Annotated in this window: 4 protein-coding genes; all 4 read right to left on the bottom strand. The window is 74.1% G+C overall.

Annotated features, from left to right (window positions below; genetic code table 11):
- Positions 1 to 62 precede the first annotated feature (62 nt).
- The 4 genes from ABZ990_RS16160 to ABZ990_RS16145 all read right to left on the bottom strand — a co-directional run bounded on the left by ABZ990_RS16160 (position 63) and on the right by ABZ990_RS16145 (position 15,806).
- Positions 63 to 6,794, bottom strand: a complete 6,732-nt coding sequence (locus ABZ990_RS16160) for an amino acid adenylation domain-containing protein (protein WP_361231261.1) — start codon at positions 6,792 to 6,794, stop codon at positions 63 to 65.
- 1 nt (position 6,795) lies between these two features.
- Positions 6,796 to 7,878 carry a GntG family PLP-dependent aldolase gene (locus tag ABZ990_RS16155; RefSeq protein ID WP_361231259.1) on the bottom strand — a complete coding sequence of 361 codons (1,083 nt, stop codon included), beginning with the start codon at positions 7,876 to 7,878 and terminating at the stop codon, positions 6,796 to 6,798.
- 151 nt (positions 7,879 to 8,029) lie between these two features.
- A complete protein-coding gene (locus ABZ990_RS16150; RefSeq protein WP_361231257.1) occupies positions 8,030 to 15,511 on the bottom strand; it encodes an amino acid adenylation domain-containing protein in 7,482 nt (2,493 codons plus the stop codon).
- 76 nt (positions 15,512 to 15,587) lie between these two features.
- Positions 15,588 to 15,806 carry an MbtH family protein gene (locus ABZ990_RS16145; protein ID WP_361231255.1) on the bottom strand — a complete coding sequence of 73 codons (219 nt, stop codon included), beginning with the start codon at positions 15,804 to 15,806 and terminating at the stop codon, positions 15,588 to 15,590.
- Between the last annotated feature and the right edge of the window lie 17 nt (positions 15,807 to 15,823).

Genomic DNA, 15,823 nt, shown 5'->3' with positions numbered 1-15,823 from the left:
GCGTGGACGAGGGGGAGCCCGGGCCGCCGGACTCCCCCTACGGCCCTGTGGGGCCCGTACCGTCAGAGCGTCGTGCGCGTGCGGGTCCGTCGGAGCACCCGGACCTCGGGCTCGTCCGGCTCCCCCGGCCCGTCCTTCTCCCGGCCCTCGACCGCGCGTGCGAGCGCGGCGACGGTCGGATGGGCGAAGAACTCCCGCAGGGTGAGCCGGACGCCCAGGGCCGCGCGGATCTTCGACACCGCCTGCGTCGCCAGCAGTGAGTGGCCGCCCAGTGCGAAGAAGTCGTCGTGTACGCCGACCTGTTGGACGCCGAGCAGGTCCTCCCACACGGCGGCCACGGCGTGCTCCGCCGGGGTCCCGGCGGCCGTGTACGCCTCCCCTGCGGCCAGTTCCTCGCCCGACGCCGCCAGGGCCCTCGTGTCGATCTTGCCGTTCGGCGAGGTGGGGAAGCCGGCCACGGTCAGGAAGCGCGCCGGGATCATGGCGGCGGGCAGGGTACGGGCGGCGTGCTCGCGCAGCTCCCGGACGGTCGGCGGCGCGGTCCCCTCAACAAGCACACCTGACCCGCCCGGCACCACAGGCACCAGGAAGGCGGCCAGCTGCCGGCCCCGGGTCGGATGGTCCTCGGCGAGCACCTTCACCCGGTCCACGCCCGCGTGCGTGGCCAGGGCCGCCTCCACCTCCCCCAGCTCGATCCGGAAGCCGCGCACCTTGACCTGGTCGTCGGCGCGCCCCCGGAACTCCAGCTGCCCGTCCGCGCTCCACACCGCCATGTCGCCGGTGCGGTACATCCGTTCGCCGGACGGGCCGAAGGGGCAGGCGACGAAGCGCTCGGCGGTCGGAGCCGGCCGGTGCGCGTAGCCGCGGGCGAGCGCCGCGCCCGCGAGGTACAGCTCCCCCGGCACACCCGGCGGCACCGGACGCAGCCGGGCATCGAGGACGTAGACCCGGGTGTTGTCCGCGGGAAGGCCGATGGGCACGGTGTACGGCCAGGACGCGGGGTCCGCCGGCAGGGCGAAGCCGGTGGTCACATGGGTCTCGGCCGGGCCGTAGTGGTTCACCAGACGGCACCGCGGCCGGTCGGCGAAGAACCGCCGCAGCCGCTCGGTGATCACAAGCGCCTCTCCCGCCTGGACGACACGGCGCAGCGCGGCCAGGGGAAGCTTCTCCGTCTCGGCGATCCGGGCGAGCGTCTCCAGGACGACGTTCGGCGCGTAGAGGCGGGCGATCCGTTCCCGGTCGAGCCAGTGCGCGAACGCGGTGAAGTCGCCGCGGACGTCCATGTCGGGGACGACCAGTTCGCCGCCGTCCAGCAGGGTGGCGAGGATCTCCTGGACGCTGACGTCGAAGCTGGGCGTGGTGAACTGGGCCGTGCGCCCGCCGGCCGGCCCCGGGTGGGTCCTGCCCTCCCAGGTCAGCAGGTTGACCAGGGTCCTCGTGGGCATCAGCACGCCCTTGGGGCGGCCGGTGGACCCCGAGGTGTAGACGAGGTAGGCCGCGTCCAGCGGGTGGGCGGGACGGGACGGGTCGGGGTCGTCCAGGGCGGCGGCGGAGCGCGCGGCGACGGCGGCGGTCGCCTCCGGGTCGTCGAGGCGGAGCACCGGGGCCGGGGTCCCGGCCGGGAGGCCGGCGGCGAGCCGGGTGGTGGTGAGGGTGAGCGCCGGCCCGGCGTCCTCGATCATGTACGCGAGGCGTTCGGCGGGCTGGCCCGGGTCGAGCGGCAGAAAGGCGGCGCTCGCCTTGAGGACGGCGAGGAGGGCGACGACCAGGTCCGGGGTGCGCGGCAGCAGCAGCCCGACCACGTCGCCCCGGCCCACCCCGCCGGCCGTCAGCTGCCGGGCGAGGCGGTTGGCGCGGGCGTCGAGTTCCTCGTACGTCAGAGTTCGCCCGCCCTGGCTGACGGCCGGGGCCTTCGCATGGCGGGCCGCGCTGCGGGCGAGGAGTCCGGTGAGGCTCGCGGCGGGCAGCGGGCGGTCCGTGGCGTTGCGGTCCACCAGGAGGGTGCGGAGCTGGTCGGGAGCGAGGAGTTCGACGTCGGCGGGCCGCCAGTCGGGGTCGGCCGCGAGGGCGGTGAGCATCCGGACGAGGCCCGTGGTGAGCCATTCCGCCGTGCTCCGGTCGAACAGGTCGTGCCGGTAGGCGACATAGCCGCCGAGTCCGGCGGGGGCGGCCCGTTCGTCGCGGTGCTCGGTGATGTTGAAGAGCAGGTCGAACATCGAGTGCCGCAGCTCGAAGTCGTAGTCCTCGACGGTGACATCGGGCAGTTCGAGATCGCCGCCCGCGTTGTTCTGGAAGGCCAGCATCACCTGGAACAGCGGGTGCCGGCTCGCCGAGCGGGCCGGGTTGAGCGACTCCACGAGCAGGTCGTACGGCAGGTCCTGGTGGGCGTACGCGGCCAGGCTGCCCGCCCGGACGCGGGCCAGGAGTTCGGCGAACGTGGGGTCGCCGGAGGTGTCCGTGCGCAGCACGAGCGTGTTGACGAAGAAGCCGACGAGCTCGTCCAGGGCCTCGTCGGTACGGCCCGCCAGCGGGGTGCCCAGGACGATGTCCGTGCCGCCGCCCGCCCGGGTCAGCAGGGCGGCGAGCGCGGTCCGGACGACCATGTACGTGCTCGCGCCGGTGCGTTCGGCGAGATCGGCGAGGCGCCGGTGCAGCGCGGCGGGCACCGCGAAGGGGACCGTGCCGCCCCGGTGGTCGGTCTCCGGGCGGCGCGGCCGGTCGACGGGCAGGTTCTGCTCGTCGGGCAGGCCGGCGAGGACGTCCTTCCAGTGCGCGGTCTGCCGGGCCAGCACACTGCGCGGGTCGTCGGCCGCGCCGAGCATCCGCCGCTGCCACAGCGTGTAGTCGGCGTACTGGACGGGCAGTTGGGCCTGCCGGGGGGCGTGGCCCGCGCGGCGGGCGGTGTAGGCGGCGCCGAGGTCGCGCCACAGCGGGCCGATCGACCATCCGTCGCAGGCGATGTGGTGCACCACGACGAGCAGGACGCGGGAATCGGATCCCTCGGTGAACAGATGGGCGCGCAGCGGCAGTTCGCGGGTCAGGTCGAATCCCTCGGCGGCGGCCCGGGCGACGGATTCGGCGAGCCCGCCGGGCACTTGGGCCACCTCGGCCGGGTCGTGCCGCAGCAGGCGCGGCCGGGCCTCGCCGGGCGGAAGGATGCGCTGGTACGGCTCGCCCGCCGTCTCCGAGAAGACGGTGCGCAGGCTCTCGTGACGTTCCAGGAGGTCGGCCAGGGCCGCTTCGAGTGCGCCGGTGTCCACGGGGCCGGTCAGGCGCAGCGCCCACGGCATGTTGTAGACCGCGCGCTGGTCCTCGAAGCGGTTGAGGAACCACAGGCGGCGCTGGGCGTACGACAGCGGCAGTACGTCCGGGCGGGGGCCGGGCAGCAGCGGCGGGCGGGCGGCGCCCCGGTCGCCGAGCCGGGGCGCGAGTCCGGCGACGGTCGGGCTCTCGAACACCGCCCTGAGCGGTAGTTCGACCCCGCACTCGGTGCGGATCCGGGTGACCAGGCGGGTCGCGAGCAGGGAGTGGCCGCCGAACGCGAAGAAGCTGTCCTCGACGTTCCCCCACGGGCGGCGCAGGACCTCGCCGAAGAGGCCGCACAGCAGCCGCTCGGCCTCGGTGCGGGGGCCTCGGCCGGCGTGCGCGCCCCGGTCGGGGGCGGGCAGCGCCTTGCGGTCGAGCTTGCCGTTCGGGCTGAGCGGCAGGGCGTCGAGCCGGACGAAGACGGCCGGGACCATGAAGGAGGGCAGCAGGCCGGCCAGATGGGTGCGCAGGGCGCCGAGGTCGAGGGGGACGGGGGCGCCTGGGGTGGCGTCGGTGGTGGGGGTGGTGTCGCCGTTCGGGCCGGGACCGCTCGGTGCGGAGGTGCCCGGGCCTGAGCCGTCCGGGCCTGAGCCGTCCGCCGGGGTCACATAGGCCGCCAAGTACGCGTCTCCCGGCCGGTCCCGGCGCACCGTCACCGCCGCCCGCGCGACGGCGGGGTGGGCCGCGAGGACCGCCTCGACCTCGCCGGGCTCCACGCGGAAGCCCCGGATCTTCACCTGTTCGTCGGAGCGGCCGAAGAGTCGCAGGGTGCCGCCCTCCTGCCACTGGGCGAGGTCGCCGGTGCGGTACATCCGCTCGCCGGGCGCGCCGAAGGGGCAGGCGGTGAAGCGCTCCGCGGTCAGTCCGGGCTGGTGGGCGTAGCCCCGAGCGAGACAGGGGCCGGCCAGGTACAGCTCGCCGGTCACCCCCACGGGCGCGGGGCGCAGTCGGTCGTCGAGGACGTAGGCGCGGGTGTTGCCGATGGGGCGGCCCAGGGGCGCCGCCGCGGGCCAGGCCGAGCTGTCCCCGGGCAGCGTGTACATGGTCACGCCATGGGTCTCGGCGGGGCCGTACACGTTGTGCAGCCGGCGCCCGGACCCCTCAGTGTGGAAGCCGCGCAGCCGGGAGCCCAGGGTGAGGCCCTCGCCGCCCTGGATGACATCGGTGAGCGAGTCGAGCGGAATCCGCTGCTCACGTGCGGCCTCGTACAGGGCGTCGATGACCGCCGCCGGCGCGAACAGCTCGTTGACGCGGTGGTGTTCGATCCAGCGGGCGAGCCGCTCCGCGCTGCGGCGCACCTCGTCCGGCGGGACGAGGAGCGTCTTGCCGTGCAGCAGGGTCGCCCAGACCTCCTCGACGGAGAAGTCGAAGCCGATGGAGCAGAACTGCGCGACCCGGGTGCCGGGGCCACCGGCCGGGAAGGCCGCCCGGTGGGCGGCGAGCATGTTGCGCAGGCCCGCGTGCGGCATCACGACGCCCTTGGGCCGTCCGGTGGAGCCCGAGGTGTAGATCAGATACGCGGGATGGTCGTCCCTCGTGGGGCCGCCGCGTTCGTCGTCGCTCAGCCTCCCCGCCGGGCGGGCCGCGAGGTCCGCCGTCGTCCCCGCCGAGTCCAGGACGACTTCCGCGACGCCGGCCGGGAGCCCGCCCCGGCGTGCCTGGTGGGTGAGGGCGAGCGCGGGCCGGGTGTGGTCGAGCATGTAGGCGACGCGCTCGTCGGGGTACTCGGGGTCGACGGGCAGATAGGCGGCACCCGCCTTGAGGGCGGCGACCATGGCGACGAAGGTGTCCAGGCAGCGTGGCATGGCGAGGGCCACGACCCGCTCGGGTCCCGCGCCGTGTTCGACGAGCAGCCGCGCCAACCGGTTGGCACGCGCGTCCAGTTCGGCGTACGAGAGGGACTCGTCTTCGAGGATCAGCGCGGTGGCCCCGGGCGTCCTGGCGGCCTGGGCCTCGAAGAGCTCGACCACCGTCGACTCAGGGACGGGCCGGGCGGTGGCGTTCCAGGTGTCCAGGACCAGGGCCCGCTCGGCCGCCGGGAGCAGGTCGCTCTCGCCGATCCGCTGCCCGGGGGTGCGGATCGCGGCGGTGAGCAGGGTGAGGTAGTGGTCGGCCAGCCGCCGCACCCGGGCCTCGTCGAAGAGGTCGGTGGCGAAGACGAAGCGGCACAGATAGCCCGTCTCCCGTTTCTCCGTGTGCAGTTCGAGGTCGAAGCGGGTGGACTGGTCGGCGAGGTCGACGATCCGCGCGGTCACGCCCCCGGCCCGCCACTCCTCCCGGAAGTCCAGGTAGGTGCAGAGGACTTGGACGAGCGGGTCGGTCCCCGGGTCGCGGCCGGGCGCGACCTCCTCGACGACCCGGGCGTAGGGCGCTTCCTGGTGCGCCTGCGCCTGGAGGGTCACGTCCCGGGTGCGGCGCAGGAGTTCGGCGAAGGTCGGGGTGCCCGAGAGATCCGTGCGCAGGGCGACCGTGTTGACGAAGAACCCGATGGTTCCTTCAAGTTCGGGACGGGTCCGGTTGGCCACCGGGGTGCCGACGACGATGTCCTGTTCGCGGGTGTAGCGGTGGAGCAGGGCGTTGAGCGCGGTCAGCAGGATCATGAAGGGCGAGACGCCCTCGTCCCGGCCGAGAGCGTCCAGCTCCGCCGAGAGTTCCGCCGGCACCTCCAGGGCGAAGGAGGCGCCCCGGAAGCTGGGGACCACGGGCCGGGGGCGGTCGCCGGGGAGGTCCATGACGGGCAGCGCGCCGCTCAACTGGTCCTTCCAGTAGCGGACCTGGCGTTCGGCCTCGGCGATCGCACCCGCGCTCTGTTCCCACACCGCATAGTCCGCGTACTGCACCGGGACGGCGGGCAGCCGCGCCTCGCGTCCGGCGGCGCCCGCCTCGTACTGGGTCCACAGCTCCCGGAAGAAGATCCCCTCGGACCAGCCGTCGGTGACGCTGTGGTGGAAGTTGACGAACAGGTGGTGGCGGGTGGCGGTGGTGCGGTACACCCGGGCGCGCAGCAGCGGCTCCCCGGTGCCCGCCGTCAGTGTGAAGGGCACCCGGCTCTCGGCGGCGAGGCGCTCGCGCACCTCCGCCTCCGCGGCCGGTTCGCCCAGACCGGTCAGGTCGGCGCACGGTACGTCGAGCGTCAGCTCCGGCGCGATGTCCTGGAAGAGGTCGTCGCCCTCGCGGGTGTAGCGGGTACGCAGGGCCTCGTGGCGGGCGACGAGCCGGTTCAGGCTGTCGCGCAGGACGTCGAGGCGCAACGGCCCGTCGATCTGGAGGGCGAACACCACGTTGTAGGCGGCGTTCTCGCCGTGCAACTGGTCAAGGAACCACAGGCGTTTCTGCGCGCTCGACGCCGGGACCGGGCCGGTGCGCGGCGCGCGCGGGATGGTCTCGGGGGCGAAGGGGGCGCGGGTGTCGCGGGTGCCGTCGCGGAGTCTTCGCAGCAGGGCGGTGCGCAGCGCGGACGTGCCGGGTGTCGCCTCGTACTCCGGCATCTCAGCCCTCCACGCCTTCGAGACCTTCGGAACGCTCGGGGCCTTGAGGGCCTTCGGACAGGACCCGTCCGACGATCGCCACGGCCGCGTCGATGTCGGCGGCGGTCACCCCCGCGTGGGTGACGGCGCGCAGCCGACCGTGACCCAGCTCGGCGATCGCGAGTCCGTGACGGCCCGCGGCGGCGGCGAAGGTCTGCCAGGTGAAGCCGGGGGCCGTCACCCGGAACATCACGATGTTGGTCCGTACGGCCCCCGGGTCGACGGCGATGCCGTCGAGCCCTGCCAGGCCCTTGGCCAGCCGCTGGGCGTTGTCGTGGTCCTCGGCGAGCCGGCCGGCCCCGTCGAGCGCGACGAGCCCGGCGGCCGCGATCAGTCCGGCCTGCCGCATGCCGCCGCCGAGCATCTTGCGGGCCCGGCGCACCCCGCGGATGAACTCCGCGCTGCCCGCGACCATCGAACCGATGGGCGCCGCAAGGCCCTTGGACAGACAGAACTGGACGGAGTCCGCGTACCGCGCCAGTTCGGCGACGGGCCGTCCGAGGGCGATGGCCGCGTTGAAGACCCGCGCGCCGTCCAGGTGGACGGCGACTCCGCGCGCGTCGGCGAAGGCGCGCACCTCGCGCTGGTACTCCATCGACAGCACCACGCCACCGCAGCGGTTCTGGGTGTTCTCCAGACAGATCAGCGACGGCAGCGCGAACTGCGGGTCCTCCGGGTCGTCGGGGAAACCCGCCGCGAGGTCGTCGAGGGCGAGCCGGCCGTCGGGCCGGTTGACGACCGGCTCGTACGTCACCCCGCCGAGGACGGCGGCGCCGCCCGCCTCGTAGACGTAGATGTCGCTCTCGGCACCGACGAGGATCTTCGAGCCCCGGGGCGCGTGCGTCATGATCGAGGCGAGGTTGCCCATGGTGCCGCTGGGCATGAGGCAGGCGGCCTCCTTGCCGAGCAGCCCGGCAGCACGGTCCTCCAGTTCGTTGACGGTCGGGTCCTCGCCGTACACGTCATCACCGAGCCGCGCCCGGCCCATCGCCTGGAGCATGTCGGGGGACGGCAGGGTGAAGGTGTCGCTGCGGAGCTCGATCACGGGTCTCCATACCTTTCGGCGCGGGCTGGTTCGGGTCGTGCGGTCGGGCGTCGGGGAGGCGGGGGTCGGGAAGGCGGGGTCGGGAGGCGGGTCGTGGTCATCGGCGGCGGTCGTCGCCGGGGTCAGGAGAGGACGGCGTGAGTGCGGCGGGTCACGAGTCGTCTCCGTCCGCGAGGGCGGCGCCGAGATCGGCAGCCAATGCCTCGACGTACGGGGCGCGTGTCAGGGCGTAGTGGTCGGCGTCGAGCGCGTACCGGACGGTGGGCCCGGACAGCCAGGGCGCCCAGCGGTCGGCGGCCAGGGCGCGGGCCCCGTCCGTTCCCTGGTAGAACCTGGCCGGCCCGGTGAAGGGCCGGGGCCGGTGGGCCGCCGCCATCCGTAGATTGGTCCGGAACACGGCGTAGTGGCTGGCCAGTTCGGCCGTCTGCGCCTCGGCGCCGTCCGCGTGTCCCGCGCCGTCCGACTGCCGGGCGAGCGCGCTGAGAACCGCGCCCGCATCCCCCGCCGCGAGGAGCGTTTCCAGACCGGCCGGTGCGGCAAGGCCGGTGTCCCGCCCGGCGGAGCGCAGCACGTCCTCGGTGAACTCCCGCAGGAGCGCGGACTCGGCGGGTTCCGCGCCTTGCTCGGGGAAGCCGCTGTCGATCATCGCGAGCAGGATGACGTTCTCGCCCTCGTCGGCGAGCCGGCAGGCGACCTCTTGGGCGACCAGCCCGCCGAACGACCAACCGCCCACGGCGTAGGGCCCCTTGGGGCGTACGGCGCGCAGAGTCCGCACACATTGTTCGGCCAGCTCCGCGACGAAGGCGGGTGTCTCGCGTCCGCCGGTGAGGCCGGGCGCGGGCAGCGCGTACACCGGCTGTTCGTCGCCGAGCGCGGCGGCCAGCTCGCGGTAGCAGGTCACGCCGCCGCCGACGGGGTGGACGAGGAACAGCGGCGTGTGCCGCCCTGTCGCGCGCAGCGTCACGACGTCCAGCGGACCACCCGCCGGACCACCCGCCGTTCCGTCCGCCGACCCAGGCTCCCGCAGCAGCGCCGCCTGGCCCGCGATCGTGGGGTGTTCGAGCACCGCCGCCACACCGAGCGAGCAGCCGAACGCCGCATTGACGAGCGCGACGAGACGCACGGCCAGGAGGGAGTGCCCGCCGAGTGCGAAGAAGTCGTCGTGGACACCGATCCGTTCGACGCCGAGGAGCCGCCGCCAGAGGCCGAGGAGCCGTTCCTCGCAGGCGTCCGAGGGCGGGGCCGGGGCATCGCCGTCGCGCGCGGCTCCGGGCGCCGGGGGCGCGGGGAGCGCCTTGCGGTCGAGCTTGCCGCTGCCGGTGAGCGGCATGGCGTCGAGCCGTGTCCAGGCCGTGGGGACCATAGGGGTGGGCAGCCGCTCGCGCAGATACGCGAGGACGTCCGCCGGGTCGAAGGCGTGACCGGCCGCCGGGACGACATGCCCGACCAGGCGATCGTCGCGCAGCACGACCGCGCACTCGGCGACGGCCGGATGCCCGGTCAACACCGCTTCGATCTCCTGGAGTTCGATCCGGAAGCCGCGCAACTTGACCTGGGAGTCGGCGCGGCCCCGGTATTCGAGGGTGCCGTCGGGCAGTCGGCGCGCGAGGTCGCCGGTGCGGTAGAGGCGCCGTTCGACGCCGTTCCGGTCGGTGTGCCGGTGGAAGCTCCGTTCCGTGAGATCGGGCCGGCCGTGGTAGCCGTCGGCGAGTCCGACGCCGCCGAGGTGCAGTTCCCCGGTGACGCCGACCGGGACGGCGTGCCCGCGCCGGTCCAGCACATGCGCTTCCATGTTGGCGATGGGCCGGCCGATCGGCACGATCCCGCGCCCGTCGTCCCGGCACCGCCACGCGGTCGCGTCGACGGCCGCCTCGGTGGGGCCGTACAGATTGTGCAGCTCGGCGCCGAGCACCGCGAAGAACCGGCTCTGGAGGTCGTACGACAGCGCCTCGCCGCTGCACACGACCCGGGTCAGACCGGTGCACGCGCGGGCCAGCGGCTCCTCCACGAACGCCTGGAGCATGGACGGGACGAAGTGGACGGTGGTGATCCGCTCGGCCGCGAGCAGCCGCGCGAGGTAGGCGGGGTCGCGGTGCCCGCTGGGCCGGGCGTGCACCAGCGTCGCGCCCGCGAGCAGGGGCCAGAACAGCTCCCACACCGAGACGTCGAAGGTGTACGGGGTCTTGTGCAGGACCCGCTCGCCGGGGCGCAGCCCGTACTCCTCCTGCATCCACAGCAGCCTGTTGCGAATCGCCCGGTGCGAGACCACCACGCCCTTCGGCGTCCCGGTCGACCCCGAGGTGAAGATCATGTAGGCGGGGTCTCCCGGATCGCCGGGCTGCACGGGCCCTGCGGGCTCTGCGGGCTCGCCGGGCGCCGCCTCCCCGGCGACGGATCCGGCCCCGTCCCCGGCCCCGGCCCCCGGACGTACCACCGTGACCCCCGGGAGGACGGCGAACCGGGCCGCGCCCGCCCCCTCGGCGAGGACCACCCCGATCCCGGCGTCCGCCACGATCCGCCGCACGCGCAGGTCGGGGTGGTCCGGATCCAGCGGCACATAGGCGGCTCCGGCCTTGAGGACCGCGAGGAGCGCTACGGACAGATCGAGCGAGCGCTCCAGATGGAGGCCGACGAAGCTCCCCCGGGTCACCCCGTGGGCGCGCAGCACGCCGGCGAGCCGGTCCGCCCGCTCGTCCAGGGCCCGGTAGCTCAGCTCCTCGTCCCCGAACCGGACGGCCGGGGCGTCGGGCCGCCGCCGCGCCTGCTCCGCGATCAGGGCATGCAGGAGGTGCGGCCGGTCGTACGTCCGCCCGGTGGCGTTCCAGGCGGCGATCCGCTCATGCTCGGCGGCCGGCAGCAGGTCCGCGTCCTCGTGGCGCGCCCCGGGATCGGCGGCCATAGCCGCGAGCACGGCGGCGTAGTGGCCGTGGAACGCGGCGATCTGCTCCTCGTCGAACCGCGTGGCGTCGTAGCGCAGTCCGAGGGTGAGGTCCTCCTCGCTGCCGCCGGTGGCGAACTCGGCGCCGAAGGGGAAGTGGGTGGGCGCGGAGCCCTCGGCCTCCAGGACGACGACGTCGGACCGGCCGGCGAGGGTGTCCTCCACGGGGAAGCGGGTGTAGTTGAAGAAGGTCTCGAAGAGTTCCGTTCCTCCGGTGCGCCGCATGATCTCCGGCAGCGGGAAGCGGCGGTACGGCTGGACGCGGATGTCCTGGGCGGCCGTCCGCTCGATCAGCTCCGCCCAGGTGCCGTCGGCCAAACGGGCTCGGAACGGGAGGGTGTTGAGGAAGAGACCGAGCGTCCGGTCGGCGTCGCGTTCCTCGCCTCGGCCGTTGTAGACGACGCCTGTCACGATGTCGTCGGACCCGCCGAGCAGGCTCATCACCCTGAGGTGGGCGGCGAGCAGGACGCAGCGCAGCGGCACCCGGAGCCGGGCGGCGAGGCCGGGCAGGGCGGCGGTCATCTCGGGGGCGAGCGGGGCGATATGGAAGCGCATGTCCGGGCGGGTGGTGCGGAGGGTACGGCCGGCGGGCCGGGTCGGCCGGACCGGGCGTGGGAGCGGGGTGAGCGAGGCGTCCGCCAGCTCCGCCGTCCAGAACGCGGCGGTCTCCTCGTCGGCGACCGCCGCGGTCTCCAGGGCCACGAAGTCGCCGAAGCGCGCGGCGAGCGGTGCGGTGTCGGGGGCGGGGGCGCCGGTGAGCGCGGCGGAGTGGCGCAGCAACAGTTCGGCGAAGAGGGAGCGTTCGCTCCATCCGTCGAGGACGGCGTGGTGTTCGGTGACGAACAGCTGGAGCGTGTCCTCGGTGAGGCGCTGGACGTGGAAGCGGATCAGCGGGGCGTGCCGCCAGTCGAAGGGCAGGTCCCGTTCGCGGGCGGCTCGCGCCGCGACCGCCGCCTCCCGCTCCCCAGGCGGGAGATCCGTCAACTCCTCGAAAGTGACGGGTGGTTCGACATCGCTGTGCACCAACTGGACGGGGATGGAGAAGGAGTGCAGATCGAACGAGGTCCGCAGCACCTCGTGCCGGGCGACGACCTCGGCCACCGCCGTCTTCCACGCCTCGGGGTCCCAGCGGGCGCGGAGTCGGTAGGTCGAGATGTTGTGGTAGACGGCCGCACCGTCGGCGGACAGGTCGCTGTGGAACAGCATGCCGAGCTGGGTCCGTGTCACCGGGTAGGCGTCGTCGAGGCCGTCGGGCAGCAAGGCCCGGTCGGCGGGGGCGAGCTGCGCGAACGGCTTCCGCCGGGGCACCGGTTCGGCACCGGGGGCGGTACGGACGGCCACGACCTCGGCGAGGCGGCGGATCGTCCGGTGGGTCATCAGGTCGGTGAGCCGGAAGTCCAGGCCCTCCTCGCGGGCCAGGGCGAGCAGTCGGATGCTGCGGATCGAGTCACCGCCGAGGGCGAAGTAGCCGTCGTCGATCCCGGCACGGCGGCCGAGGGCCCGGGCCCACACCTCGGCGAGGGCGCGCTCGACGGCGGTGCGGGGCGCGGCGTATGCCTCGGTCGGGATCCCGGCGGTGTGCGGGGCGGGCAGCCGCGCGTGGTCGACCTTGCCGTTGGCGGTCAGCGGGAAGGCGGGCAGCACGGTGTAGGAGGCGGGCACCATGTGCTCGGGCAGAAGGCCGGCGAGATGGGTACGCAGCGCGTGGGCGTCCGGGGGCGTGCCGGGCGCGGCCGCGTAGGCGGCCAGACTCGGATGGCCCGCCGCGTCGGTGTGCGGCAGGACGATGGAGTCGACGACGTCGGGGTGGTCGCTCAACGCAGCCTCGATGTCCCCGAGTTCGATCCGGAAGCCGCGCAGTTTGACCTGCCGGTCGAGGCGTCCGCAGTACTCCAGGTCGCCGTCGTAAAGGACGCGGACGAGGTCGCCGGTGCGGTACAGGAGCCCGCCCACGCTCGTACCCTCTCCCCCGCTCGCGCCCAGGCCCGGATCCGGGTCCGGGTCCGCGAACGGCGGTCGGACGAAGCGTTCCGCCGTGAGCTCCGGGCGGTTCAGATAGCCGTCGGCGAGCCCGGCACCGCCGACGTACAACTCGCCCGGCACACCGGTCGGCACCGGCCGCCCCCGGCTGTCCAGGACGTACAGCCGCAGGTCGGGCAGCGGCCGGCCGATGACGCTGCCGCGCCCCTCGTCCAGGTCGCGCAGCGCGATCGGCCGGTAGGTGACGTGCACGGTCGTCTCGGTGATGCCGTACATGTTGACCAGCCGGGGCGTGGTGTCGCCGTGCCGGTCGAACCAGTCCCGCAGCGCGGGCAGGTCCAGGGGCTCGCCGCCGAACACGACCAGCCGCAGGGCGAGCGAGCCGGGCGGCGCGTCCCGGTCGGCCCGCATGAGCGGGTAGAAGGCGGAGGGCGTCTGGTTGAGTACGGTCACCCGCTCCGCGCGCAGCAGCCGGTGGAACGCCTCGGGGTCCCGGCTCGTCTCGTACGGCACCACGACGAGCCGGCCGCCGTGGGCCAGCGCGCCCCAGAGCTCCCACACGGAGAAGTCGAAGGCGTAGGAGTGGAACAGGGTCCACACGTCGTCCGGCCCGAAGCCGAACCAGGGGTCGGTGGCGGTGAAGAGACGGGCGATGTTGCGGTGCGGGACACGGGTGCCCTTGGGGCGGCCCGTCGAGCCCGAGGTGTAGATGACGTACGCCAGGTCGTCGCCGCTCACCGGGGCGGCCGGGGCGGTCCCCGGCCGGGCGGCGATCGCGGCGGCGTCGGCGGCGTCGGCCAGGTCGACGACCCGGAGCCCGGCGCCCTCCGCCCACCAGCGGGGCACGCCCGCACCGGTCAGGAGGGTGGTCACCCCGGAGTCCCCGGCCATGAAGCGGAGCCGGTCGGCGGGGTAGGCGGGGTCGAAGGGGACGTAGCATCCGCCGGCCTTGAGGATGCCCAGGACGGCCACGATCAGGTCGGCGGTGCGGTGTGTGCTCAGGCCCACCAGGTGGCCGGGGCCGACGCCGATGTCCGCGAGGTGATGCGCCAACCGGTTGGCCCGTACGTCGAGTTCGGCGTACGTGAGGCGAGTATCGCCGTCGGTCACCGCGATCGCGTCCGGGGTGCGCGCGGCCCATCGGGCGAACCGCTGGTGGCACAGCTCTGGTTCCGGCTCCGGTTCCGGCGCCGCGTCGGCCTCTGGGAATGGACCGGCGTCCGGCGACGGACCGGTTGGAGCCCGCCGGGCGAGTTCGGCATCGGTGAGCACCCGCAGCGCCGAGACGGGCCGGTCCGGGTCGGCCGCGATGCTCTCCAGGAGGACACCGTAGTGCTCGGCCAGCAGCCGTACGGTCTCCGCCCCGAACACGTCGGCGCGGTACTCGAAGGAGCATTCCACCCCGTCCGGGGTCTCCGTCGCGTCGAGCAGCAGGGCGAACTTGGCCCGTGACAGGGCGACGGGCAGCCACTCCACACCGATGCCCGGCAGGCTCCAGGACAGGTCGTCCGCGCGGTTCATGCCGAACATCACCTGGAACAGCGGCGGGGCCGGCGCGGCACGTCCGGTTTCGGGACCGGGGCCGGGACCGGCCAGCTCCACGAGCCGTTCGAACGGCAGATCCTGGTGGTCCTGGGCCTCCAGGACCCGGTCGCGGACCTGCGCCAGACAGGCGCGGAAGGTCGGGTCCCCCGAGAGGTCCGTGCGGAAGACCGTGGTGTTGACGAACAGGCCGGCCGTCTTCTCGAACTCGGCGCGGTTGCGGCCGGCGAGCGGGGTGCCGACGAGGAGGTCGTCGAGCCCGGTGTAGCGGCTGAGGAGCACCTTGAAGGCGGCGAGGAGCCCCATGAAGAGGGTGCCGCCGGAGGCCGCGCACAGGGCGCGCAGCGCCTCCACGGCCCGCGGGGGCGGCCGGAACACATGGCTGCCCGCGGTGCCCGGCGAGGGCGCGTCCCGGCGCGACGGCCGGGGGGTGGGCAGTTCCAGGAGCGGCGGTCCGCCGGCGAGCCGCTCCCGCCAGTACCGCTCCTGGCGGTGCGCCGCCGCGCTGTCCAGCCACTCGTCCTGCCAGCCGGAGTAGTCCGCGTACTGCACCTCCGGCGGCTCCTGGAGGTCCGGCTCGCCCGCGACGCGGCTCGCGTACCCCCGGGACAGCTCGCCGAGGAGGATGCCGGTGGACCAACCGTCGGTGACGATGTGGTGCGCGTTGATCATCAGCACCGCCGAGGTGGGCGATCTGCGCAGCAGCGCCACCCGGAACAGCGGCCCGGCGCACAGGTCGAACGGCCGGTCGCACTCGCGGCGCAGCCACCGTTCGACGGCCTCGTCGTCACCGGCCGGGCCGCCTGCCGGGGCTGCATGGGCTGTCGGGCCGGCCAAGTCCGCCAAGTCCGCCAGGCGGTCGACCCGCCACTCCAACCGGGCTGATGGGCTGATCAGTTGGAGCAGCCGGCCGTCGCGTACGGCGAACCGGGTACGCAGCGTCTCGTGCCGGTCCACCAGCCCTTGGGCGGCCTCCCGCAGCGCCCGCTCGTCGACCGTGCCGGTCAGCGCGTAGAAGAGGGGAACGTGATAGGTGGATGCGTCACCCGCCAGCTCCTGGAGGAAGTACATGCGCTGCTGGGCCCGCGAGGCGGGAAAGACGTAGAACTCCTCGCCCGCCACGGGATCACCCCGTGGGATCGCGGACTCGGCTTCCGACTGGCTTGCGTTCAACGGGAGTTCCTCTTCTTCTCTCGATCACGACGACCGGTGCGGACCCGGCCGCGCTCGGCGACGGCGGGGCCCGGGTTCACCGCGCGGCGCCGTCCGTCGCCTCGACGAGCGAGCGCGGCCGCATGTCGGTCCAGGACTCCTCGACGTACCGCAGGCACGCCTCCCGGTCCGCCTCGCCGTGGACCGATTCCCAGCCGTCGGGGATCGCGGCGAGGGCCGGCCACAGGGAGTGCTGCCCTTCGGAGTTCACGAGGACGTGGAACATGCCGTCGGCGTCGTCGAACGGGTGGGACATGGCGGGGTTTCCTCTCT

Source organism: Streptomyces sp. NPDC046203 (genome assembly GCF_040646255.1).
Taxonomy (GTDB): Bacteria; Actinomycetota; Actinomycetes; order Streptomycetales; family Streptomycetaceae; genus Streptomyces.
Note: the sequence above shows the minus strand (reverse complement) of the source record. Positions and strands in the feature narration are given on the sequence as shown.

Coding starts and splice junctions, on each gene's coding strand:
- ABZ990_RS16160 (WP_361231261.1), bottom strand. CDS start 6,794: ATGCCGGAGTACGAGGCGACACCCGGCACGTCCGCGCTGCGCACCGCC.
- ABZ990_RS16145 (WP_361231255.1), bottom strand. CDS start 15,806: ATGTCCCACCCGTTCGACGACGCCGACGGCATGTTCCACGTCCTCGTG.